The sequence below is a fragment of the Rhodococcus sp. LW-XY12 genome (genome assembly GCF_019317345.1).
GTDB classification, from domain to species: Bacteria; Actinomycetota; Actinomycetes; order Mycobacteriales; family Mycobacteriaceae; genus Rhodococcus; species Rhodococcus pyridinivorans.
Genome location: NZ_CP079225.1, coordinates 1,139,637 through 1,162,270 on the forward strand (window position 1 = coordinate 1,139,637; position 22,634 = coordinate 1,162,270).

Here is a 22,634-nt window from a genome sequence, read left to right on the forward strand (position 1 = left end):
CATGAGTCAACGCGGTAGATCCCGTCCCGGCGCGAGGCGCACCCGCACCGAGGGTGTGTCGGGCGTCCGGCGTCCGGGCCGGGTCCGGCCCACGGGATCTACCGCCCCGGCCGAACACTCGGCCGAGAACGCGGGTGCGCGGCCGGCCGGCCGCGAGGACCCCGTTCATTCGTCGCCCGGCCGCGGCCGGCCCGGTGGTTCGGGGCGAGCCCGCCCCACCCGGGTCGGCGCCCCCCGCGACTCCCGCCGCCCCCGCACCGAACGCACCGTCCTGGGCCTGTCCACCGGCCGCGCCGTGGTGCTCGCCCTCGTCGTGTGCGGTCTCGCCCTCACCCTCGCGGTGCCGCTGCGCACCTACGTGAGCCAGCGTTCCGAAGCCGAGCAGCTCGCCGCCGAACGCGTGCAGCTCGAACAGGAGATCGCGGCCCTCGAAGAGCAGAAGGCCCGCATGGAGGATCCGGCCTGGGTCCGCGCCCAGGCCCGCGAGCGACTGCGGTTCGTCGTCCCCGGCGACATTCCCTACCAGGTACAACTGCCGGGCGACGCCCCACCCGAACGCGAGCAACGCGAACCCGAGCGGCCGACGACCGGCGCCTGGTACAGCGACCTGTGGTTGTCGGTGTCCGAACCGGCACCCGAACCCGAGTCCGAACCCGTGCCCCAGCAGATGCCTGTGGCACCCCCAGAACCAGGAGATGTTCCCGGGTGACCGATCACGTCACGCAAGAAGACCTCGACGCCGTCGCCGCCCAGCTCGGGCGCGAACCCCGCGGCGTCCTGGCCATCGCCTACCGTTGCCCCGACGGTGCGCCCGGAGTGGTGAAGACCGCGCCCAAGCTGCCCGACGGCACGCCCTTCCCGACGCTGTACTACCTCACCGACCCGCGCCTCACAGCCGAAGCGAGCCGGCAGGAATCCGCCGGGGTCATGAAGGAGATGACCGAGCGCCTCGGCACCGACGAGGAACTTGCTGCGGGCTACCTGCGCGCCCACGAGTCGTACCTGGCCGAACGCGACGCGATCGAGTCGCTCGGCACCGACTTCACCGGCGGCGGCATGCCCGAACGCGTCAAGTGTCTGCACGTGCTGATCGCCCATTCGCTCGCGAAGGGACCGGGCGTCAACCCGCTCGGCGACGAATCCGTAGCCCTCGCCGCCGACGCCGGTCTGCGTGGCACGGCGATCCCCGCCGACTGGCCCACCTACGCCGAGCTGCGCGGAGAAGAACAGTGAGGGTCGCGGGAATCGACTGCGGCACCAACTCCATCCGCCTTCTGATCGCCGACATCGCGAAGGACGGCACCCTCACCGACGTCACCCGCCTCATGAAGGTCGTGCGGCTCGGGCAGGGCGTCGACGCCACCGGTCGTCTCGCACCCGAGGCGATCGAACGCACGCGGGTCGCGCTGGTGGAGTACGCCGACCTGATCCGCGAAACCGGCGCCACCGCCGTTCGCATGGTTGCCACCTCGGCCACGCGCGACGCGAGCAACCGTGAGGACTTCTTCGCGATGACCCGCGAGGTGCTCGGTGCCGTGATCCCCGGAGCCGAGGCAGAGGTCATCACCGGCGACGAGGAGGCGCGTCTGTCCTTCGCTGGTTCGGTCGGCGAACTCGACTCCGCGCGTGGGCCTTTCGTCGTCGTCGATCTCGGTGGCGGATCCACCGAGGTCGTGCTCGGCGACGCCGACGGTGTGCACGCCGCCTACTCCACCGACATCGGCTGCGTCCGGCTGACCGAACGGTGCCTGCACGACGACCCGCCGACCGCCGCGCAGGTCGCTGCGGCACGGGAGGTCGCGGCGGACAAGATCCGCGAAGCGCTCGAGCGGGTGCCGGTCGAGCAGGCCCACACCTGGGTGGGTGTCGCGGGCACCATGACCACCCTCGCCGCGATCGCCCTCGAACTCGACGAGTACGACTCCGAGAAGATCCACTTGTCGTCGGTGCCGTTCGACCGCCTGCGCGAGGTGTGCGACGGTCTCGTCGCCGCGACCCGCGAGAAGCGCGCGGCGCTCGGCCCGATGCATCCCGGCCGCGTCGACGTCATCGGCGGCGGCTCGATCATCACCACGGTCCTCGCCGAGGAACTCGGCCGCCGAGCCGGCATCACCGAGCTGGTCGTGAGCGAGCACGACATCCTCGACGGCATCGCCCTGTCCGTCGCCCGCTAGTTCTTTGATCCGCACTACTCGGAGATCCAGTCGGGCGGCTACCGCAGCCTCGACGAGAACCAGCGCGTGCGCTTCGAGATCGGCCAGGGTGCCAAGGGTCCCCAGGCCACCGGTATCACCGTGATCTGATTCGATCTCCCGTCCCCCCAGGGGATCCGAGACACCATCAGGCCCGCCTCGTCATTCGAGGCGGGCCTGATGCATGTCCTGGCCGGATCGAGCGGAAACGATTGTGACGACCGGAAATCCCGTCAGGGCACCGTGAAACGAGTGGTGAACCGGGCGGGGTCGAGATAGGTCGTGTTGAGGCCGTCCGTGGTCACTGTCATTCCCGCATCGCCGGAACCGATGTCGATACTGATCTGTCCGCTGGGAGCGTGTCCGGGTTCGCCGGGAGCCGACGTCAGCTCGAGGGCGCGTACGCCGTTCCTCTTGCTTCCCCAGTGGTTGACGAATGCGGTGATGGTGCACGAACCGCCCAAGAACGTCGACCAGGACAGATCGATGAGGATCGTTCCCGGTCGATGGTGCGGGGCGAACACGTGGCCGGTCAGCTGCCCGCTGCACGGTACCGAGTGGTCCCGCCCCAACGAGTATGTGGTCGGCAGGGGAACGAACTCCTGGTGGTGCGCGGACGCCGTGCCCGGAAGAACCGCGAGCAGGGCAAGCGACATGCCGCCGACCGCGAACGTCCGACGGAATTGTCGTCCAGTCACGCTCCGAGCGGTGTTCATACCGTCCCGCAGTCCGACGACGGCGCAACGCCGGCGAATCGGCCGTCGAGGAAGTCCAGCGCACCCGGCAAGCCGATCACGGCGGCAGTGATGTGATCCGGGCTCGGCACGAGTTCGGTCCGCACCGCCACCCCGGCGTCGCAGTACCTGCGCAGCGTCGTGGAGATCGCATCGAGAGGAATCAGCACGTCGGTCGGTGAATGCCACTCGTACACCGGGGCATTCGGCACCGTCGCGACCTTCTCGACGCTGTTCTCCATCAGCACCTCCTGCACGGTCGGGCTGTCGAGCAGGGCAAGGCCCGCCGCCGCGTCGGCGACGTCGGCCATGCTGCGACCGGCACCGGCGAGCAGGATTTCGTTGGTGCACGCGTTGGCGATGCGGTCGCGCAGTTCCCGCCCCGCACCGTTGAGCTGCTCGCTGACCGGCATGCGGTCCGGGTACTCACGTTCGAGGCCGAGGGCGGCCGCCATCGCCAATCCGAAGGCGGGATGAGCGGATTCGCCGAGTTCCCGGGCCATCTCGCCGATGTCCATCGGGACGCCACCGTAGGCGGAGCCGACGATCGGGATCTCGGGCGCGTAGGTCGGGGCGAGTGCTGCGGCCATCGCTGTCGCCATCCCGCCGCCGGAGTAGCCGGCGATGCCGACCGGACTGTCGGCGAGTTCGAGCGGTGCGTAGCGTTGCGCGGCCCGGATGCCGTCGAGGGTGATCTGCCCGCCGACCTTCGCGGCGCCGTAGGCGCTGTTCGGTCCGAGATGATCGGGAACGGCCAGCGACCAGCCGCGCTGGATCGCGATGAGCAGGCCGGGAGACTCCCGGATCCCTCGCAGCGGGTTCGGTGCGTACAGCGCCGTCGACGGCGCGCATTCGAGCCCGAGTGCGTTGATGATGGCTTGGTACGAGACGAGCGGACGACCCGGCGCCCCACCCTGAGGGGACAGCACGGTGGTCACTGCGGAGATCGGTTCGCCGGCGGAGTTCGTCGACCGGAACTTCAACTGGACGGCGTCGGTGCCGGGAAATCCGAGCGGCGGCGGAAGGACGCGCGCGGCGAGGGCGTCACCGGGCTGCCGATCGGCGATGTCGTCGGGGGTGCTGTAGAAGGAGTCGTTCACGGACGCGGGGTAGACGATGCCTTCGGCCTGTGCGGAGGGTGCGGCCACCAGGCTCGGCGTCGCTGCCAGGGCCATGACGGCTACTGCGGTGGCGAGTCGCCCGGTCAGTGGGCGTGCGGTCGTGAAGCGCATCCATGGTCCTTCTCTTCGTGCCCGGTTCACCACCCGGCTGTCCGCTGTGTACTTGTCTCCCCGCAGGATGTCGGCCGGAAATCGAGGTGCGTTACAGCCCGGGCGAGGAGCACATTCGAAGTCGGATCCGAGGAGGTCGAGGAGCAATGAGGATCGAACCTTGCACGGCCGAACGACGAAGTGACGTACTCGATCTCTCCCTCCGGGCGTGGCGTCCCGTCCTCGGGCTGTACCGGCCTCCGTCTACGAGGGGACAGGATACGAACGCCGTCCCCTCGCACGGTACTTCAAGAACCTCGCGCCCCGGCGCGGTGGTGGACAGTCGTGAACGCTAATGTGATCCCCACGCCCCTATAGCCCAATTGGCAGAGGCAGCGGACTTAAAATCCGCACAGTGTGGGTTCGAGTCCCACTGGGGGCACAGGTCCGGGGTCGTCCCCGATGCATCCGCTACCGCTCTCGCTATCCCCTACAGCAATTTGCCGTAGCGGATAGCGAATCTTGTAGCGGATGCACTGGTGGCGAACAGTTCGGCCGGCGACTATCCCGAGGGCAACCTCTGCTGCTCCTCGTGTCGTGACCGGTGCAGGACCTCCATGAGCTCGTGTTCGAGCGCCACGAACTCGCTCGACACGCACGTCTCCAGGGTTCGAGGTCGGGGCAGGTGCACACGCACCTCGTGCTGCACCCGCGTCGGTCGCGGACCGAGGACGACGACCCGATCGGACAGCAACACCGCCTCGCGGACGTCGTGCGTCACCATCAGCACCGTCCACCGATGCTGCTGCCACACCTGCTGCAACCACAGTTGCATCTCGGTGCGGGTCAGCGAATCGAGTGCGCCGAACGGCTCGTCGAGCAGGAGCACGTCGCGCCCCTGCAGCACCGTGCGTGCGAGCGACGCGCGTTGACGCATACCGCCCGACAGTTGGTGCGGGGCAGCGTCCTCGAAGCCGGCCAGGCCGAAGGTCGGCAGCAGTTCGCGGGCGCGGGCACGAGCGTCGGATCGCTGTACACCCTGCACCTCGAGCCCGAGTGTGCAGTTGTCGAGCACCGTCCGCCACGGGAACAGCAGGTCCTTCTGCGGCATCAGCGCGACCTGCCCGGGTGCCGCGGGGGAGTCGCCGACGAGAACCTCTCCGGTGTCGGGTTGCTCGAGTCCCGCGACGATCGAGAACAGCGTCGACTTGCCGCACCCACTCGGCCCGATGAGGGACACGAACTCGCCGGGCTCCACAGCACAGTCGATGCCGTCGATCACCGCCCGGTCGCCGTACGACTTGTGGACCGAGGCCACCGTCACCGCATTCATCTCTCACCCCTCGTGAGCGCCCACGGCGCGACCATCCGTTCGACGACGAACGTCAGCGCGTACAGCAGGAGTGACAGAGCAGCGGTCACCACTACGGCAGCGAGCACGAGATCGGTGCGGAACGAGTTCTTCTGCGTGCTCATGTAGATGCCCAGACCGGATGTCGCGCCGACGTATTCGGCGAACACCGCACCCACGACGGCGTAGGTGATGCCGATCCGCAGGGCGGTGAAGAAGCGGGGGAGCGCGGATGGCAGGCGCACGTAACGGAACTGCTGCCACCGCGACGCGCCCATACTGCGTAGCAACGCGCCCGCCTCCCGGTCGGCCGCCGCGAACCCTTCGAGCAGCCCGATCGCGACGGGGAAGAACGTCACCAGCGCGATGACGAGGATCTTCGGTAGCAGTCCGAAACCGAACCAGATGATCATCAACGGCGCGATCGCGATGATCGGCAGGGTCTGCGACACCACGAACAACGGCACGAGGGCCCGCCGCAACCAAGGCGAGAAGTCTACGACGATCGCGAGGGCCCACGCCAGTGCCAGCGACACGGCGAACCCGACCATCGTGACCTGCAGAGTGGACCAGGCGTGCCCGGCGATGTCGACGCGATGAGACCACCCCTGCGTGAGAACGCGTGCGGGGGAGGGCAACACCTGCGGGCGGACACCGCTCACCACGACGTACGACTGCCAGATCGCGACCAGAGCCCCGGCGATGAGCAGCGCGGGAAGGAGCCGACGTGCGCGGCCGATGCTATCGGTCTTCGAGGTAGTCATCGGTGACATAGGTCGACCAGTCCGGCTCGGTCGTCAACGGGCTGCCGTCGGGTCCGGACAGCACGCCGTTCTCGTACAGGAACCGGGCATAGCCCGACCATTTCCCGGCGTCGAGGACTCCGACGGCGCCGGAGGCGTCACGCATGTACTCGGCGGCGAGCATGCGCTGGCTCTCGTAGACGAGTTCCTCGTCGGGGAAGGCCCCGGGGTTCGCCTCGAGCAGAGCCCGGGCTCCACGATCGGGGTCGTCGGCGGCGATCCGGTAACCCTGGTGCAGCGCCTGCACGAAAGCGCGTGCCTGCTCCGGGTTCTCCGTCATCCAGTCCTCGTTGCCGTCGACGACGATCGCGTACGCGTCGGGGAAGCCGTAGTCGGTGAAGCCGAAGTACCGCATGGGCAGGCCGCGGTGCTCGGCCTCGAGACCCTCCCATGCCAGGTACGACACGGTGAAGTCGGCGGTCGACGAGTAGACGGCCTCGTACGACGACGTCCCGAGCGTCACGTTCTCGAACTCACCGCGACCACCGTCGTTGCGGATCACTTCGGCGAGCATCTCGTCCTCACCGGGGTTGGCGAAGCCCGCGAAGGTCTTGCCGTCGAGATCCGCCGGCCGCGTGATCTCGGCGTTGTCGGCCCGCACGGCGATCCCCGTCGCCCAGTGCTGCAGCGGTGCGAGGACCGCGACGGTCCGGGACCCGGCGGCTCTGGCGATGGTCGATGTGGCGTGCGTGGAGATTCCGAACTCGGCGCTACCCGCGTCGACGAGGGTGTCGGGGGTCGCGTTGTTGTACGGCAGGATCTCGACGTCGAGACCCGCATCGGCGAACAGACCTTCCTGCTGCGCCACGTACAGGCCGGTGTGATTGGTGTTGGGCGTCCAGTCCAACGCGAATCGGATGGTGTCGCTCCCGGAATCGGACGAGCACCCGACGACCGCGGAGAGTGCGGCGACGAGGGTGAGCAGTCCGGCGAGAGTCCGCCGCGCCTTCACTGCGCGGGCAGGGGACGGATCGATGTGGGTACAGGCGTGGTCATGTCGGGACATCCCTTCGTCAGCATTACCTGGTCAGGTTCGACGGGTGTGATCTCAGCCCCGCTCGTGCGGAGCACCCCGTGTCACGGGCGACCCTAGCACCATGCCCTCCTGGGGCCGCCGGGACGGGAGCAGAACGGAAGATGTGACCCGAAGTTACGGAAATGCCCAGGTCAGGATGTCACCCTCACATTTCACCCGCAACGGAAGGATCGAAGATCCCGACTCTTCGAGTGATGGTCCCTGCCACTTCCCCCGAACGGCAGGGACCGTCGCTCTGCGCATGTCTCTCCCTTGCGCGGACGATGAAGGGCCGTCGGTGAACTCCGACGGGTCCGTTCTTCTGTTGTTTCCGTAGACCCGACTCCCGCAACGGTGTTCAATACGCACGAACCGATCGGGGGATGGGATGCGCGCAATGATGGGCGCCGCGATGGCTGCGGCGGTGATGGGAAGTGTCCTGACGGCATCGGTGGTGTCGGCGGAGACGAGCGGACGCACCGAAATGCCGTATGACTCGTCGGCGCCGCTGGCCGGCGAGGTGCTCGGGTCCGTAGTGTCGATACCCGCGCCGCTGCCGGCGGAAGCGGGACTGCGACCCGCCGCGTGCGACCGGTTGTCGTATCTGCGGTGGCGGTCGGCCGACGGACCGGAGAGTTCGGCCGACGCCGACCGGATCCTCGTCGCCCAGCCCGGGATCTTCGAGGGAGCGGGCGCGTTCGAGAGCATCGCGCGCAACACCGTCGTCGCGGCCGCGGCCCGTGGTGCCCACGTCGAGTTCTGGGCACTCGACCGGCGATCGAACTGCCTCGAGGACCACACCGGTACCCGGGCGGCACTGCGGACGGGTTCGCTCGACACCGCGACCGACTACTACTTCCGCGGTGCCGAAGTGGACGGGCGACGATTCGCCGGCCACGCGAGCGGCGCCGACGTCGCGTGGCTCTCGCATGTCGGCATCGAGCAGACGCTGCGCGACCAGTACGACCTGCTGCGTCACGAACTCTCCGACCCGGAACTGCGGAAACGGAAAGTGTTGTGCGGCGGACATTCTCTCGGTGGTTTCATCACCGGCTACTTCGCGGAATGGGACTTCGACGGAGATCCCGCCACCACGGGCGACGCCGGTTACAACCAGTGCGGCGGGTACTTTGCGCTCGATACGGTGATCGAGGCGGGAGCGCCCTCCCCCGGGCAGAGTGCCCTCCCGGATCTGCCCGAAGCGGTCTGGGCGCCAGTCGATGCGTTCTTCGGCTCCATCTCGACGGCATCGCCGGTGCTGGCACTTCCCACGGTCATCAATCCCGAGACGACGAATCTGCTCGCACTCACCGGACTCGCCGCGCGACTGGACCCGGACAGCACCGACGGCATTGTCCCGCGCATGCCCGACAACCCGAACATCGACTGGACGTTGCGCACTCTGTTGTCGGGGGACTACGCGATGTTCGCGACGGGCGACCCGGATGTGCGGACGTTGAACGCGACCAACGAGGCGGTGCTCGGCGCGATCCTCGACGACAATTCGCAACCGCTGGGGTTCCTGCAGGTGAGCGTCGGATTCATTACCGGGGCGCCCGTGCGCGACAAGCTGTTTCCTGTTCCCGCCACGCCGGAGGTGCTCGGGTCGGGATTCTTCGGCGATGCGCTCAAGGCGTCGCCGGCGGTGTTCGCGGATCCGGGAGTCGTCTACCGGTGGCTCGACTACGACGAGGTGGGCACTGGGGCGTCGTCACCCGACGAGGCGCGGTACACCGATCGGGGGAGCGAGGTGACGTCGATCGCGGAGCTGGCGCGGAATCTGTCGGAGCCACCACTGGATTTCACCGAGTGGTACTTCCCGTCGAGGCTTCCGTTCGACCTCGTATCGGCGACCCGCTTCGAAGGGCATCTCCACCGCGACGGTGTCGCGCGCAATCCTGTGGTGACGCTGGTGGCGAGCGGCGGGATCCCGTTGCCGGAGAAGGATCATCCGAACGAACGCAGGTGGGTGCTGCCCGGATACAAGCACATCGATGTACTCACTGCGGCCGCCGATCAGAACGACGGGCGGCCCGAGCAGGTATCGCAGACGCTCGCCGACTTCGCAGCCGACCGAGTCGGTAGCTTCACAGTCGGGTGATGCGGATCAGGCGCCGCGCGCGGAGAAGATCGAGGTGTAGTCGTGGGGACCGCCCACTTCGGCGACAGCGGTGACGGGTTCGGTCTCGGCGTCGGTCTCCGGAGTGGTGGGCGCGAGGAAGAGGGGTCCGTCGAATTCTTTGTTCTGGCTCATGGCCGTCCTTTCGGGTGCGGCCGGGTAGTCCCCGGCCGTGGGGCAGTGCGAAGAAGAGGGGCCGCGGTACACGCGGCGGGGAACTCTCACGTCCGGTTCGGAACCTTCGGGCACTGTGGTGCGAGGTTGCTCATCATGTGCGAGCCGAACGATGTCTCCACCCTACACCAGAAGGTTCGCGCGACGTTTGACCGGCGAGTCGCGTGGGAAGACACTCGGCATGGCTACCTACAGAGTGATCGACCCGACCGGGAACGTCGTGGATACCAAGGAAATCGAGAGCGCGGACGACGCGCACGCCTGGTTCGTCGACCAGCGCGCCGACAACAGCGAACTCGGCTGGCGTATGGAGGCGCAGAACGAGCAGGACGGTACCTGGCACTTCTTCGACGACACCGAAGGCACCTCCTCGAAGTAGTCCCGGCAGCACCCCGTGAGAGCGGGGTGCTGCACGCACCGACACAGCGCGGTGCGTGCAGCACCTCAACAGCGCGGTGCCGAGCACCTCAACAGCGCGGTGCCGAGCACCTCAACAGCGCGGTGCCGGTAGTCGTAACTACCGGCACCGCGCAGTTCAAGGGCTACTTCTTGAAAGCGTCCTTGACGTTCTCGACGGCATCCGAGACCTTGTCGCCTGCCTGCTTCAGACCGCTGGAGGCCTGGTCACCGCGACCCTCGGCTTCGAGATCACGATCGCCGGTCGCCTGACCGGTGTTCTCCTTGATCTTGCCGCCCGCTTCTTCTGCCTTGTGCTTTGCCTTATCGACGAAGTCGGCCATGGGGTCCTCCTGTGTCATCGAACGTTGCTCTGACGGAGTACCCCACCCGAACAGCCTGAAACCGAACACGACCGGCTCGTCCGTGTCAGACTTCGACACAGACAGCCAGGAGGAGACCGATGTCGCATCCCACCAACTCCGGTCCCGAGAACGACGACCCGATCGGGGACGCGCCCGACGCCGATCCCGAACTCGTCCGCGACGGGCCGGTGCAGCGCCGGCGTTCGGCGGGTGCGGTGATCGCAGCCGTCGCGGTGGTCGTCGTGATCGTCGTGCTGCTCGTAGTTTTCCTCTGAACAGAGCCGTTCACCGAGCAACGCGGGGTTCACAACCAGTCGCGGCGCTTGAAGAGCACGTAGAGCACGATCGCCGACACGACCATGATCCCGACCCCACTCATCAGTCCCCAGGCCTCGCCTACCCCGGGATAGGGCACGTTCATGCCGTACCAACCGGTGACGGCCGTGGGGACGGCGATGATCGCGGCCCATCCCGTCAGTTTCTTCATGACGATGTTCAGGCGCGCGTCCTGCAGCGACAGGTTCGTCTCGAAGACGGTGTTCACCATCTCGCGCAGTGAATCGGTCCACTCCGCAGCACGCATCACGTGGTCGTAGAGGTCGTTGTAGGAACTGTCGAGTTCGGGGTGGTGGTTGCTCTCGGCGCGGGTCCGCAGGACGGCATTGACGACCTCGCGCATCGGCAGCACAACCCGCCGGAGCTGCACGAGTTCCTTGCGGAGCCGGTAGACGCGTCGCTGGATCTGCCGGGTGGAGGCGCCGTCCTCGAAGAGGCAGTCCTCGAGGTCCTCGGCGGCGTCGTCGAGTTCCTGGATGGTCTCGAACTGCCCGTCGACGACCGTGTCGAGCAGGCCGTGGATCAGCGCACCCGGTCCGTACTGCAGCAGGTCGGTGTTCTCGTCCCACCTGCGCACCGCCTCGTCGATGTCGAAGGGAGTGCCGCGGCGAACGGTGACGACGCCGCGGGGCAGGACGAAGGCGGAGATCCGGGTGGTGCGGAGCCGGGACTCGTGCGCCTGATTCTCGTCCTCGGAATCCGGAAACAGGTGTGTCGCGTAGACCGTGAGGAAGGTATGGGTGGCGTAGCGGGTGGCCTTCGTGCGCTCGCCGTGTGCGAGCGAATCCTCGACGGCGTGCGGGTCGAGGTTCCATTCCTCGGCGAGTTCGAGCAGAGCCGTGTGCTCGGGATTCCACAGATCCACCCAGACGAGGGCCTCGGGATCGGCGAGATGCTCCGAGACGGCTGAGAGCGGGAAACCTTCGTCGACGAGTTTCCCGTGGGCCCACCGCCGGGTCCGGATGGAGTTGTCGTATCGGTCCGTCACCTCGGCAGTGTCCCCGAAATCGGCGGGCTTCACACCACGTTCCCGTCACGACCGGGCTCACACGACAGGACGATGCTCGGTGTCCACCAATCGCAGCACCTCGTCGACGAACCCGAGGTCGATCCGTGGCCGATCGTCAGGCCGCAGACCCTGTTCGATCCGTACCCGCATCGAGGTGAGCGTGGCGATCACGTGTGGCCCGCCGTCGGTCAGATAGCGCACCATTCCGCGCGCCGCGCACGCGTCGACCACGACGGCCAGGGTCTCCTCGGCCTCCTCGATGCGTCCGGCCGCGTGCAGGCAGGAGGCGAGCAGACGGTGGGCCTGCAGGTGGGCGCGGGGACGCGAGGTGGTGCGCTGTACCCACATCCGCGCCCATCCGACGGCCTGTTCCGCCGCCTCGGGCTCCTCGTTCTCGCTGAGCAGCCGGATCGCGGTGGAGTCCTCGATCTGGAGGGTGATCTCGACGGTTCCGTCGGGGTGGGGTGTGGTGTTCTCCGGCATCGTGCGTGTCGAGGGGCCTGGAGTGGCGATTCCGAGCCGGACCCGTTCGTTCTCGATGCGTGCCCGCAGGCGCGGCAGGTCGTGCAGCGCCGCGACCCGCAGTCCTTCGGTGAGCAGGGCGACGGCTTCCTCCCGGTTGCCCTGCAACATCTTCAGGCGCGCAGCGGTACCGAAGCGAGCGATGAGGAAATCCGTTCCACCGCCTTCTATTCCGAGCAGGTTGCTCTCGTCGAGCAGTGCTTCGGCCTCGGCGGTCCGTCCCTGTTCGTAGAGCAGCTCTCCGAGCATGGCAGCGGCGAGACGCCCTCCGTGGGTGTGGATTCCGCCGTTTCGTCGCGCTCGGCGCAGCGCTGTGCGGAAGTACTTCTCGGCCGAGGCGACGTCGAGTCGTTCGTTCGCGGCGATGCCGCACAGGCACTGACCGTAGATCGACGCGAACGGTCCGCGGGTCTCGCGGTGGTAGGGCTCCGCCCATTCCTGCCGCCGGATCGCTGAGGTGAAGTCGAAGCGGAAGATGTCGGCGTACGAGGCGAAGTCGGCTGCGGCCGCCACCACCCACGGGTGCACGGAGGTCGGATTCTCCAGGCACGGCGCGATGAGTTCGTAGATGCCGTCGATGCGGTCGGAGTTCATCAGGATCGACGCCTCGACGGCATCCGCCTCGATGCGGAGTGCTTCGACGTCGTAGCTGTCCGTCACCCCACGGTCGAGCAATTCCCGTACTGCCGCGAGGGTTCTGCGGCATCGGTCCAACCGCAGCAGCGCACTGTTCGCCCAGGCCTGCGTGAGCAGCAGGCGCGGATCGTTTGCGCCGGCCCGCGGCGGCAGTTTGTCGATCAGGGCGAGCAGCGTGGCGATGTGCCCGTGCTCCATCAGGTACATGCCGTCGTCGGCGAGCAGGTCGACGGCGAAGTCGGTGTCGTTGGCGGCGAGGGCGTGGTCGACGGCCTCCTGCAGCATGCGGTTGCGGGCGAACCAGTCGGCGGCGGTGCGATTCAGGTCCGCGACCTTCTCGGGATGGTCGCGTTCGAGACGTCGACGCAGGAAGTCGAGGAACAGGTGGTGATAGCGGAACCACACGCGTTCGTCGTCGACGTGCCGCAGGAACAGGTCGCGTTCCTCCGCCTCCTCGAGCATCGCCTGGCTGCGCGGATCGCCCGTGAGCGCCGCGGCGAGGCTGCCGCTGATCGATTCGGTGATGCTCGTCGCGAGGAGGAATTCGTACATCCGGGGTTCGAGACCGGCCAGCACGTTGTCGGCGAGGAACTCACCGATCGCGTGGTGCCGACCGGTGATGTTCTCGATGAGCCACGACGGATCGTCGCTGTCGCGCAACGACAACGACGCGAGCTGCAGGGCTGCGGCCCAGCCCTCCGTGGTGCGGGTGAGATCCTCCACGTCCTCGGGGCCGAGGTCTATCCCGCCGATGTCGCGCAAGAAGGCGTTCGATTCGTCCACCCCGAACCGCAATGCCGTCGAATCGACCTCGACCAGCTCGTCGCGAACACGCATGCGGCTGAGCGGAAGTCCGGATCGGTTGCGGCTCGTCACCACGAGCTGCAGGTGATGGCATCCGCGGTCGAGCAGGAACTCGAGGGCAGCGACGGTCTCCGTCGACGTGACGCGGTGCCAGTCGTCGATCACCAGCGTCGCCGCGGTGTCGGTGCGGTGCAACTCGTCGATGAGCGTGCACAGTACGTACCGTTCGGCCTCGTCGCCGTGCGCGTCGAGGATCTGGCCCAGTTCGCGCGCGAGGACCGGCCGGATCTGCTTCATGGCCTCGACGAGGTGCGCGAGGAACCACAGGACGTTGTTGTCGTCGCTGTCCACCGTCAACCACGCGACCGGCACTCCCTCGGCGGCGAGTACGTTGCGCCACTGCGTCGCGAGGGTGGACTTACCGAAGCCGGTGGGGGCGTGGATGGCGACGAGACGGCGTCGTCCGCCTGCCCGCAGGAACGAGATCAGACGGCTGCGTTCGATCAGAGGACGTGAGGTCGAGGGCGGCCGGAACCTGGTCGACGGTGCGGTGGACGGACCGGTGCGTCCCGAGACCGTGGACGACCGGCCGGAGACCGTCGAGGCCGGTCCGGTGAGCGGTGGCGCCGAACGCGGCGGGAGCGGGCCGGACGGCGGTGACCCGGGCAGCGCCATCTCGTCGATGGGCAGGTTGTGGGCGCGCTGGACGTCGCGGAGCAGATCGCCGAACTCGGCGGCCGTCTGCGGCCGGTCCTCGGCATCGGTCGCCATGCCGCGCTCGAGGGCCTCGCACACGTCGTCGGGGATGCCCTCGCCGCGCAGGTCGGGGACGGGCTCGGAGGTGATGCGCACGAACTGCGCGACGATCTTCTCGCCCTCCTTCCGCTCGAAGGCGGCGTGACCGGTGATCGCCGCGAACAGGGTCGCGGAGAGGCCGTAGACGTCGGCGGCCGGAGTCGGGGCATGACCGCGCAGCACCTCCGGTGCCGTGAACGCGGGGGAACCGGTGATCTCACCGGCAGTGGTGCGGAAGCCGCCGCCGACGCGGGCGATACCGAAATCCGTCAGCTGCGGTTCGCCGTACTCGGTGAGCAGGATGTTGCCGGGCTTGATGTCGCGGTGCAGGACGTCGGAACGATGCGCCGTCTCGAGTGCACCGGCGACCTTCACTCCGATCCGGACCGCCTCCGGCCAGGCGATCGGTCCGTGCCGCCGGATGCGGGTGTCGAGAGAGTCGTGCGGGTGATAGTGCATCACCAGATAGGGCAGGCCCGTGTCCGTCGCGCCGGCCTGCAGCACGGTGACGATGTTGGGGTGGCCGGAGAGCCGCCCCATCGCGCGTTGCTCGCGTAGGAAGCGTTCGAGATCGGCGGGTTCGGGGGAGCGGCGCAGCACTTTCACCGCGACGTCGCGGTCGAGTTCGGCCTGCCGGCAGCGGTAGACCACACCGAAGCCGCCGCGGCCGATCTCCACGGCGTCGGTGAAACCGGCATCGTGCAGCGCGCGCACGATGTCCGTCTCTGCGACGTCGACAATCGGCGCGCGCTCAGTGGCGGCCGGATCGTTCTCGGTCATCGGCGCAATCACCTCGGGAAGCCGTTTCCCCAGGATAGTCTCGAAATGTGCACGCCCGCCGCAGATCGTGCGTCGCCCCTGTTCTAACGTGGTCCGGCCGGACCACGGTGCCTCACCGGGAACGGACGAAACGACACTGCGACCAGAAGTGGGACATAGATGAAGAAGACTCTCGCGGCGCTGTTCGGTGCAGGTGTGGTCCTGCTTGCGGCGGCGTGTGGATCCTCGGACGGATCCGACTCGGCCGAGGAGACCACCACCACCACGAGCACCTCGGCTTCGGCGGAGGCCGGCACCTCGGGCACCAGCGTCGAACTCGGTAAGAGCTACGAGGAGAACTGCGAGGCTCTGCTGCCCTACCTCGACGAGCTCGAGGAGTGGGGCCAGGACCGCGTGGCAGCGGCCCAGGCCGTCGCCGACGCCCAGCAGCAGCTCCCGGCCTGGCAGGATCTCAGCGAAGAGGAGCAGGCCGACACCCTGCGTGCCATCGAGAACGCCGGAAAGGGCGAGTGCTGACGGTCGAGTGGTGATCGACGAGTTGTACGACAGGTTGAGGCGCTTCCCGGATGTGGAAGCGCCCAACCTGTTCGCCGTCGACGGGGCCGATCGCCTGCTCCTCGACGAAGCCGCGCCCGCACTGGAATCCGCAGCGCCGGGCACGATCGTGGTCGTCGACGACCAGTACGGCGCCCTGACCCTGGGTGCGGCCGTCCGGTTCGGCGCGGAGCGGATCCGGGTGCATCAGGACTCGGTGGTGGCCGAACGCGCCTTGGCTGCGAACGCCGAGCGTGAGGATCTCACCGACCGCTACCGTTCCTGCGGACTCGACGCGGACCTGCTCGCCGGTGCCCGAGTGGTACTGCTGCGTCTTCCCCGTTCGCTGTCGGCGCTCACCGAGATCGCCGAGATCGTGGCCCGCCACGCCGACCCCGAGGTCGTCGTGTTCGCCGGTGGCCGCGACAAGCACATCAGCCTTGCGATGAACGACGTCCTCGCTGCGTCCTTCGCAGAGGTCCGCGCGTCGCGGGGACGGCAGAAGTCGCGTGTGCTCACCGCGCGCCGAGCAACGCCCGGACCGGCCTCGTATCCCGTCCGTGAGAGGCTCGACGAACTCGGCCTCACCGTGGTCGCGCACGGGGCCGCCTTCGCCGGCCCGCGCCTCGACATCGGTACCCGTTTCCTCCTCGACTTCTTCCCCCGTCTCGACTTCCCCCGTAACGACACGGACGAGCAGATCGCGGTGGACCTCGGCTGCGGCACCGGCATCCTCGCCGCGATGCTCGCCCGGCAACTGCCCGACGTTCGCGTGATCGCGACCGATCACTCCGCCGCCGCCGTCGCCTCCGCCGCGGAGACGGCCGCCGCGAACGGGCTCGCCGACCGGATCGACACGCTCCGCGACGACGCCGCGAGTTCGATCGCCGCCGGGTCGGTCGACCTCGTGGTGTGTAATCCGCCCTTCCACATCGGCGCCGCCGTGCACACCGGCGCGGCCCACAAGATGTTCGACGCCGCAGCCCGGATCCTCCGCTCGGGAGGACAGATGTGGACGGTCTACAACCGTCACCTCGACTACCGCCCCGCGCTGTCGGGCATCGTCGGGCCGACCCGCGTCGAGGGCCGCAACCGCAAGTTCACGGTGACCAGGTCGGTACGGAGCCGGTAGAGTCCGATTAGTCCGAGCTTTCTCGACGAAACGGGAACTCGTGAGGTCACTGCCTCGTTGAACGGACAGAAGCGACCACGAGAAGGGAAGTGCACGGTGCGCACCACCAGTAACCCGGTGTTCCGCAACCTGCCCAAGCAAGAGGGCGGCGGATACGCCACGTTCGGCTCTGCGACGGCGGGCGCCGCGCAGGCCACCCAGCAATTCGGTCAGCCGCAGACGGATCCGTGGGCACGTCCCACCGACCAGCGGACCATGACGATCGACGATGTCGTCACCAAGACCGGCATCACGCTCGGCGTGCTCGCCGTCTCGGCACTCATCTCCTATGTCCTGGTCAACTCCAACGTCGGCCTGGCAGCTCCGTTCGTCATCGGCGGCGGTCTGATCGGCCTCGTCCTGGTGCTGGTCGCGACGTTCGGCCGCAAGATGGACAACCCGGCGATCGTCCTCGCCTACGCGGTGGCGGAAGGCTTCTTCCTCGGCGCGCTGTCGTTCATGTTCACCGACATCACGTTCGGTGGCGCCGGCGGCGCGACCCTGATCGCGCAGGCCGTCCTCGGCACCTTCGGCGTGTTCTTCGGCATGCTCGTCGTGTACCGCACCGGCGCCATCCGCGTCACGCCGCGCCTGACCCGCATGATCGTCGGCGCCCTCGTCGGTGTCCTGGTCCTGGCGCTGGGCAACCTCATCGCCGGCTTCTTCATCGACGGTGGCCTGGGCCTGCGCGACGGCGGCCCGATCGCCATCATCTTCAGCCTCGTGTGCATCGGCATCGCGGCGTTCAGCTTCCTGCTGGACTTCGACTCCGCCGATCAGCTGATCCGCGCACAGGCCCCCGAGAAGGCTGCTTGGGGCGTCGCCCTCGGCCTGACCGTTACCCTGGTGTGGCTGTACGTCGAGATCCTGCGACTGCTCAGCTACTTCCAGAACGACTAGCAGTACGCCACGAAGACCCCGGACCACGGTCCGGGGTCTTCGTCGTTTCGCAGGGGTCGTTTCGCAGAGGTCGTTTCCCAGGGGGGTGTTTTCCCGGGGGGTGTACACCGTCACCCTGCCGGAAAGCCACGACGTGGGAACATGGAGTCATGCGCATTGCGGATTCCGTCATCGACCTCATCGGAAACACCCCCCTCGTCAAGCTCAACACGGTGGTGAAACCCGGATCGGGGCTCGTAGCGGCGAAGATCGAATACCTCAATCCCGGCGGCAGCTCCAAGGACCGTATCGCGGTGAAGATGATCGATGCGGCCGAAGCGTCGGGCGAACTGAAGCCGGGCGGGACGATCGTCGAGCCCACCTCCGGCAACACCGGCATCGGCCTGGCCCTGGTCGCGCAGCAGCGCGGCTACAAGTGCGTGTTCGTGTGCCCCGACAAGGTCGGCGAGGACAAGCGCAACGTGCTGCGGGCCTACGGTGCCGAGGTGGTCGTGTGCCCGACCGCGGTCCCGCCGGAGCACCCCGACAGCTACTACAGCGTCTCCGACCGTCTCGCCCGTGAGCTCCCCGGTGGCTGGAAGCCCAACCAGTACTCCAACCCGGGGGGCCCGGCGAGCCACTACGAGACCACCGGCCCGGAGATCTGGAACGACACCGACGGCAAGATCACGCACTTCGTTGCTGGCGTCGGCACCGGCGGCACCATCTCGGGTACCGGCCGGTACCTCAAGGAGGTCTCCAACGGTGCGGTGAAGGTCGTCGGCGTCGACCCCGAGGGCTCGGTGTACTCGGGCGGCACCGGCCGGCCGTACCTCGTCGAAGGTGTCGGTGAGGACTTCTGGCCCTCGGCCTACGACCCGTCGATCCCCGACGAGATCATCGCCGTCTCCGACGCCGACTCGTTCGAGATGACCCGTCGCCTCGCCCGCGAGGAAGGCCTGCTCGTCGGTGGCTCCTGCGGCATGGCCGTCGTCGCCGCACTGCAGGTTGCCGAGCGCGAGGGCCCCGACGCGGTCGTTGTCGTGCTGCTGCCCGACGGTGGTCGCGGCTACATGTCGAAGATCTTCAACGACAAGTGGATGGCCAGCTACGGCTTCCTCCGCGCGCCGCTCGACGGCAAGCCCGACGACTCCACCGTCGGCGACGTGCTGCGCGGCAAGAGCGGCGACCTGCCCGACCTCGTGCACACCCACCCGTCCGAGACGGTGCGCGACGCCATCGAGATCCTTCGGGAGTACGGCGTCTCGCAGATGCCGGTCGTGGGTGCCGAACCGCCCGTCACCGCAGGTGAGGTGGCTGGTTCGGTCAGCGAGCGCGAACTGCTCAGCGCCGTCTTCGAAGGTCGCGCGAATCTCGCCGATCCGGTCGAGAAGCACATGAGCCCGCCGCTGCCGAACATCGGCGTGGGCGAGTCGATCGACTCCGCCACGAAGGCGTTCGGCGATACCGACGCGCTCATGGTGATCGACGACGGCAAGCCCGTCGGTGTCATCACCCGCCACGACCTGCTCGGATTCATCTCTCAAGGCCGATAGGACACAGATCTTCATGACAGACCAGAACCAGCACGGTTTCGCGACCCGCGCCATCCACGCCGGGTACGAGCCCGACCCCCAGACCGGTGCCGTCAACGTGCCGATCTACGCGTCGTCGACCTTCGCCCAGGACGGCGTCGGCGAGATGCGCAACGGCTTCGAGTACGCCCGCACCGGCAACCCCACCCGTCGTCCCCTCGAGGCGAACCTCGCCGCGCTCGAGAACGGCACCTACGGCCGGGCGTTCGGCTCGGGCATGGCCGCTACCGACTGCCTGCTCCGTTCGGTGCTGCGTCCGGGCGACCACCTCGTCATCCCCAACGACGCGTACGGCGGCACCTTCCGTCTCATCGACAAGGTGTTCACGCAGTGGGGGATCGAGTACACCCCGGCCGCGATCAACGACGCCGACGAGGTGCGCGCGGCCGTGCGCCCGAACACCAAGCTCGTGTGGGTGGAGACGCCCACCAACCCGCTGCTCAACATCGGCGACATCTCGGCGCTCGCCGACATCGCGCACGAGGGTGGTGCCAAGCTCGTCGTCGACAACACCTTCGCGTCGCCGTACCTGCAGCAGCCGCTCACCTTCGGTGCCGACGTCGTGCTGCATTCGACCACCAAGTACATCGGTGGTCACTCCGACGTCGTCGGTGGCGCGCTGGTGACGAACGACGAGGAGCTCGACGCCGCCTTCGCGTTCCTGCAGAACGGTGCGGGCGCCGTGCCGGGCCCGTTCGACGCCTTCCTCACGCTGCGCGGCATCAAGACGCTCGCGGTGCGGATGGAGAAGCACTCCGACAACGCCGAGAAGCTCGTCGACTTCCTGTCGGGACATTCCGCCGTGACCAAGGTGCTGTACCCGGGTCTCGAATCGCATCCGGGCCACGAGTACGCGGCCAAGCAGATGCGTCGCTTCGGTGGCATGATTTCCGTGCGCCTCGCCGGTGGCCGCCAGGCCGCGCTGGACTTCTGCAAGCGCACCGAGATCTTCACCCTCGCCGAGTCGCTCGGTGGTGTGGAGTCGCTCATCGAGCATCCGGGTGCGATGACCCACGCCTCCACCGCCGGGTCGCTGCTCGAGGTCCCCGAGGATCTCGTCCGGCTGTCGGTGGGTATCGAGGATGCCGCCGACCTGCTCGCCGACGTCGAACAGGCGCTCGGCTGACACACCGGTCGTAGAAGACAGGAGAAGAAGGCGTCCCGAAGGACGCCTTCTTCTCCTGTCGATCGGGAAAACATCGACGGCGACGTGCGGAAGGAACCGCATAGCCCCCGGAAGCATTGCCGGGCGCCGTACGATCACGTGGTGACGGACAGTGAACATCCCGAATCCGCCCTGTGGGACACCGTGCTCGACACGGTACGGCGCCATGGACCCATGACGATCGACGAGGTGGCCGATCATCTCGAGGAGCACGGATTCGGCTCGGCCGAGCAAGTGATGATCGATCTCGAACAGTCGGAACCGCATCCGCTGTTGATGTGGTTGTCCGACGACCGTGTCGCGGCGACGGATGCGCTGTTCGAGGGCAGGATGCTCACACACCGCCTCACCGCGGACGAACTCGACCGGCACGCGATCCCGGTCGACGACATCGAACCGCTCCTGCTGCTCGTCTCCGAGGACGACGAGTTCGATCTCGTGCAGCCCGGTGGATTCGAAGCTGCTGCCACGCAAAACGATCCGGATTCGGATGAGATCGTCCGCAAGGAGACGATCGTCTTTCCCGAAGGAGCCCTGGCGGGTCACGAGGCGGGAGACCTGCTCGCACTCACCGTGCGGGACGGTCGCTTGTCGTTCGCTCCGGTCGACGACGAAGTCCGAAGTAGTGAGGCCGAATTCGTGCACGCGCTCGAACAGACCATCGCCCGTCAGCAGGTGGCGAGCCTCGGGGGCGCCTTCCTCGACGTGCTCGCCGATGTACCGGACGCGTTCTCCGCGCCGTCCCTGCCGCTCGGGGACTTGCTCGCCGGAGCCGGTCTGGCCCGCAGCGGAGACCTGGTGGCACCGAACGGTTTCGACTTCGACGGATACTCCGACCGGGCGATGTTCGAGATCTATGCCGAACAGCTCGGGATCCCCGTCGACGCCGTGCCCGGCGTGGCCCTGTTCGCGTCGCTGGTCGAAGCCCTCGAACGCGGCGACGACGCCGAACTCGACGAGCGTTTCGCCGTGGGAAAATCCGGTCTGTACTCGGTGCTGTCCGATCCCGAGATCGCCGAGACCGTCTACGACGAACTGGTGGGGGAGAAGCTCGCGCCCGAGGCGATCGAACAGGCCGCGCTGTGGCTGCTCGACCATGCGCCGCGACGTGCGGCGGGGGCAGCGCACTGGATCGCCGGTCGCGCGGCCGAATCGACCGGACGCCTCACGGAAGCCGAACGGCACTACGAGCGCTCGGCCGACCTCGACTCCGCCTTCGACCTCCCGTTGTTCGACCTCGCGCGCTTCGCTTCCGATCGCGGGGACGCGATACGGGGGCTGTCTCTGCTCGCCCGGGTGCCGGGCGGCGACGAACATCCCCTCCACGAAGTGCTCGAACGGTACCGGCCGAAGGAGGTCCCGGGGCTCGGCCGCAACGACCGCTGCTGGTGCGGGTCGGGCCGCAAGTACAAGGCGTGCCATCTCGGGCGCGCCGAGCACTCGCTCGAGGAACGCTCCGACTGGCTGTACATGAAGGCGGCCATGCACGCCCTCGAACCCGGATGGGCCGAACAGCGGGTCGCGCTGGCGGAGGCGCGTTCCGGCTACGGGGACGACGACGCGGTGGCCGAGGCCGTCGCCGATCCTCTCGTCGAGGACGTCCTGCTCTTCGACGCCGGCGCCTTCGCGGATTTCGTCGAGCGTCGCGGTGAGTTGCTGCCCGAGGACGAGGCCGAGCTCGCCCGCTCGTGGCTGGCGGTCGAGCGTTCGGTCTTCGAGGTCGAGGCGAGTGCGCCGGAGGAGTCGCTCACGCTGCGCAACGTCCGTAGCGATCGGGTGGTGGAGGTGTCCGTGCCCTGGCTCGCGGGTGAGGTGCCCGCCGGGACGTTGCTGTGCGCCCGTGTGATGCCGGTGGGGGAGGACCGGTGGGTGATGCCCGGCGGCTGCGAACCGGTGACGAAGGATCAGCGGGACACGCTCGTCACGCTGCTGGACGAGGACGCGGTCGATCCGGTGGACATCATGGACGTCCTGACCCAGCCGGACGCCGCAGACTTCTATCCGGAACCGTAACTCCGGACCCTCAGGAAGCACCGGTCCCACTGGTC

The 22,634-nt window shown here is 67.9% G+C and carries 21 protein-coding genes, 1 tRNA gene, 1 pseudogene and 1 riboswitch; of the genes and pseudogenes, 14 read left to right on the forward strand and 9 right to left on the reverse strand.

The window, feature by feature from the left end:
* Position 1 precedes the first annotated feature (1 nt).
* The 4 genes and pseudogenes from KXC42_RS05485 to KXC42_RS05500 all read left to right on the forward strand — a co-directional run.
* Positions 2-709 carry a septum formation initiator family protein gene (locus KXC42_RS05485; RefSeq protein ID WP_071934506.1) on the forward strand — a complete coding sequence of 236 codons (708 nt, stop codon included), beginning with the start codon at positions 2-4 and terminating at the stop codon, positions 707-709.
* Positions 706-1,233 (forward strand): DUF501 domain-containing protein, encoded by a 528-nt coding sequence (locus tag KXC42_RS05490; protein ID WP_006553860.1) that lies wholly within the window; start codon positions 706-708, stop codon positions 1,231-1,233. The genes KXC42_RS05485 and KXC42_RS05490 overlap by 4 nt, the downstream gene beginning before the upstream one ends.
* Positions 1,230-2,174 carry a Ppx/GppA phosphatase family protein gene (locus tag KXC42_RS05495; RefSeq protein WP_006553861.1) on the forward strand — a complete coding sequence of 315 codons (945 nt, stop codon included), beginning with the start codon at positions 1,230-1,232 and terminating at the stop codon, positions 2,172-2,174. Before KXC42_RS05490 ends, KXC42_RS05495 begins: the two co-directional genes overlap by 4 nt.
* A 12-nt stretch (positions 2,175-2,186) precedes the next feature.
* A pseudogene (locus KXC42_RS05500) lies at positions 2,187-2,303 on the forward strand (cold shock domain-containing protein); the annotation flags it as partial.
* Between the two features lie 122 nt (positions 2,304-2,425).
* Here the strand turns inward: KXC42_RS05500 and KXC42_RS05505 are convergent.
* Together KXC42_RS05505 and KXC42_RS05510 are read right to left on the reverse strand one after the other, a co-directional pair.
* Positions 2,426-2,890, reverse strand: coding sequence for a hypothetical protein (locus KXC42_RS05505; RefSeq protein WP_033098280.1), 465 nt, complete (start codon positions 2,888-2,890; stop codon positions 2,426-2,428).
* A 14-nt stretch (positions 2,891-2,904) separates the two neighbouring features.
* Positions 2,905-4,158, reverse strand: a complete 1,254-nt coding sequence (locus KXC42_RS05510; RefSeq protein ID WP_071934507.1) for a lipase family protein — start codon at positions 4,156-4,158, stop codon at positions 2,905-2,907.
* A gap of 347 nt (positions 4,159-4,505) precedes the next feature.
* Between KXC42_RS05510 and KXC42_RS05515 the strand changes: the two genes are divergently transcribed.
* A tRNA-Leu gene (locus KXC42_RS05515) sits at positions 4,506-4,579 on the forward strand.
* A gap of 120 nt (positions 4,580-4,699) precedes the next feature.
* Here KXC42_RS05515 and KXC42_RS05520 read toward each other — a convergent pair.
* The 3 genes from KXC42_RS05520 to KXC42_RS05530 form a co-directional block, all read right to left on the reverse strand.
* Entirely contained in the window at positions 4,700-5,470 is a 771-nt protein-coding gene (locus tag KXC42_RS05520; RefSeq protein ID WP_006553864.1) for an ABC transporter ATP-binding protein, read from the reverse strand.
* Positions 5,467-6,252 (reverse strand): ABC transporter permease, encoded by a 786-nt coding sequence (locus KXC42_RS05525; RefSeq protein ID WP_019288745.1) that lies wholly within the window; start codon positions 6,250-6,252, stop codon positions 5,467-5,469. The genes KXC42_RS05520 and KXC42_RS05525 overlap by 4 nt, the downstream gene beginning before the upstream one ends.
* Positions 6,230-7,297, reverse strand: coding sequence for an ABC transporter substrate-binding protein (locus KXC42_RS05530; protein WP_259443599.1), 1,068 nt, complete (start codon positions 7,295-7,297; stop codon positions 6,230-6,232). Before KXC42_RS05530 ends, KXC42_RS05525 begins: the two co-directional genes overlap by 23 nt.
* A riboswitch (TPP riboswitch) is annotated at positions 7,280-7,376 on the reverse strand. (Overlaps the previous gene by 18 nt.)
* Before the next feature lie 318 nt (positions 7,377-7,694).
* Here KXC42_RS05530 and KXC42_RS05535 point away from each other — a divergent pair.
* Entirely contained in the window at positions 7,695-9,407 is a 1,713-nt protein-coding gene (locus KXC42_RS05535) for a hypothetical protein (RefSeq protein ID WP_232238031.1), read from the forward strand.
* A gap of 6 nt (positions 9,408-9,413) precedes the next feature.
* On the opposite strand, the gene KXC42_RS05540 is transcribed toward KXC42_RS05535, so the two are convergent.
* Positions 9,414-9,560: a hypothetical protein gene (locus tag KXC42_RS05540; protein WP_162836409.1), complete on the reverse strand. Its 147-nt coding sequence runs from the start codon at positions 9,558-9,560 to the stop codon at positions 9,414-9,416.
* A gap of 220 nt (positions 9,561-9,780) precedes the next feature.
* Here KXC42_RS05540 and KXC42_RS05545 point away from each other — a divergent pair, with 220 nt between their 5' ends.
* Positions 9,781-9,978: a hypothetical protein gene (locus tag KXC42_RS05545; protein WP_006553868.1), complete on the forward strand. Its 198-nt coding sequence runs from the start codon at positions 9,781-9,783 to the stop codon at positions 9,976-9,978.
* Between the two features lie 163 nt (positions 9,979-10,141).
* Here the strand turns inward: KXC42_RS05545 and KXC42_RS05550 are convergent, their stop codons facing one another.
* Positions 10,142-10,339 (reverse strand): CsbD family protein, encoded by a 198-nt coding sequence (locus tag KXC42_RS05550; RefSeq protein WP_019288742.1) that lies wholly within the window; start codon positions 10,337-10,339, stop codon positions 10,142-10,144.
* A gap of 119 nt (positions 10,340-10,458) precedes the next feature.
* On the opposite strand from KXC42_RS05550, the gene KXC42_RS05555 reads away from it, so the two are divergent.
* The gene (locus KXC42_RS05555; protein WP_170318559.1) at positions 10,459-10,635 is read left to right on the forward strand and encodes a hypothetical protein; all 177 of its coding nucleotides are present in this window, start codon (positions 10,459-10,461) and stop codon (positions 10,633-10,635) included.
* 29 nt (positions 10,636-10,664) lie between these two features.
* Here the strand turns inward: KXC42_RS05555 and KXC42_RS05560 are convergent, their stop codons facing one another.
* On the reverse strand, positions 10,665-11,684 hold the full coding sequence (locus tag KXC42_RS05560; protein WP_037216292.1) for a magnesium transporter CorA family protein: 1,020 nt from the start codon (positions 11,682-11,684) through the stop codon (positions 10,665-10,667).
* A 57-nt stretch (positions 11,685-11,741) separates the two neighbouring features.
* Entirely contained in the window at positions 11,742-15,242 is a 3,501-nt protein-coding gene (locus tag KXC42_RS05565; protein ID WP_219130005.1) for a serine/threonine-protein kinase, read from the reverse strand.
* Between the two features lie 159 nt (positions 15,243-15,401).
* On the opposite strand from KXC42_RS05565, the gene KXC42_RS05570 reads away from it, so the two are divergent.
* From KXC42_RS05570 to KXC42_RS05595, 6 genes are all read left to right on the forward strand, one after another.
* Positions 15,402-15,758, forward strand: a complete 357-nt coding sequence (locus KXC42_RS05570) for a hypothetical protein (RefSeq protein ID WP_006553871.1) — start codon at positions 15,402-15,404, stop codon at positions 15,756-15,758.
* A 7-nt stretch (positions 15,759-15,765) separates the two neighbouring features.
* Positions 15,766-16,908, forward strand: coding sequence for a class I SAM-dependent methyltransferase (locus KXC42_RS05575; protein WP_071934510.1), 1,143 nt, complete (start codon positions 15,766-15,768; stop codon positions 16,906-16,908).
* Between the two features lie 96 nt (positions 16,909-17,004).
* Complete coding sequence (locus KXC42_RS05580) at positions 17,005-17,847, forward strand: Bax inhibitor-1/YccA family protein (protein WP_071934511.1); 843 nt, start codon at positions 17,005-17,007, stop codon at positions 17,845-17,847.
* A 149-nt stretch (positions 17,848-17,996) separates the two neighbouring features.
* A complete protein-coding gene (locus KXC42_RS05585) occupies positions 17,997-19,382 on the forward strand; it encodes a cystathionine beta-synthase (protein ID WP_006553874.1) in 1,386 nt (461 codons plus the stop codon).
* Positions 19,383-19,395: 13 nt separating this feature from the next.
* Positions 19,396-20,547, forward strand: a complete 1,152-nt coding sequence (locus tag KXC42_RS05590) for a cystathionine gamma-synthase (protein ID WP_019288736.1) — start codon at positions 19,396-19,398, stop codon at positions 20,545-20,547.
* A gap of 141 nt (positions 20,548-20,688) precedes the next feature.
* A complete protein-coding gene (locus KXC42_RS05595) occupies positions 20,689-22,599 on the forward strand; it encodes an SEC-C domain-containing protein (protein WP_232238032.1) in 1,911 nt (636 codons plus the stop codon).
* Positions 22,600-22,634 lie beyond the last annotated feature (35 nt).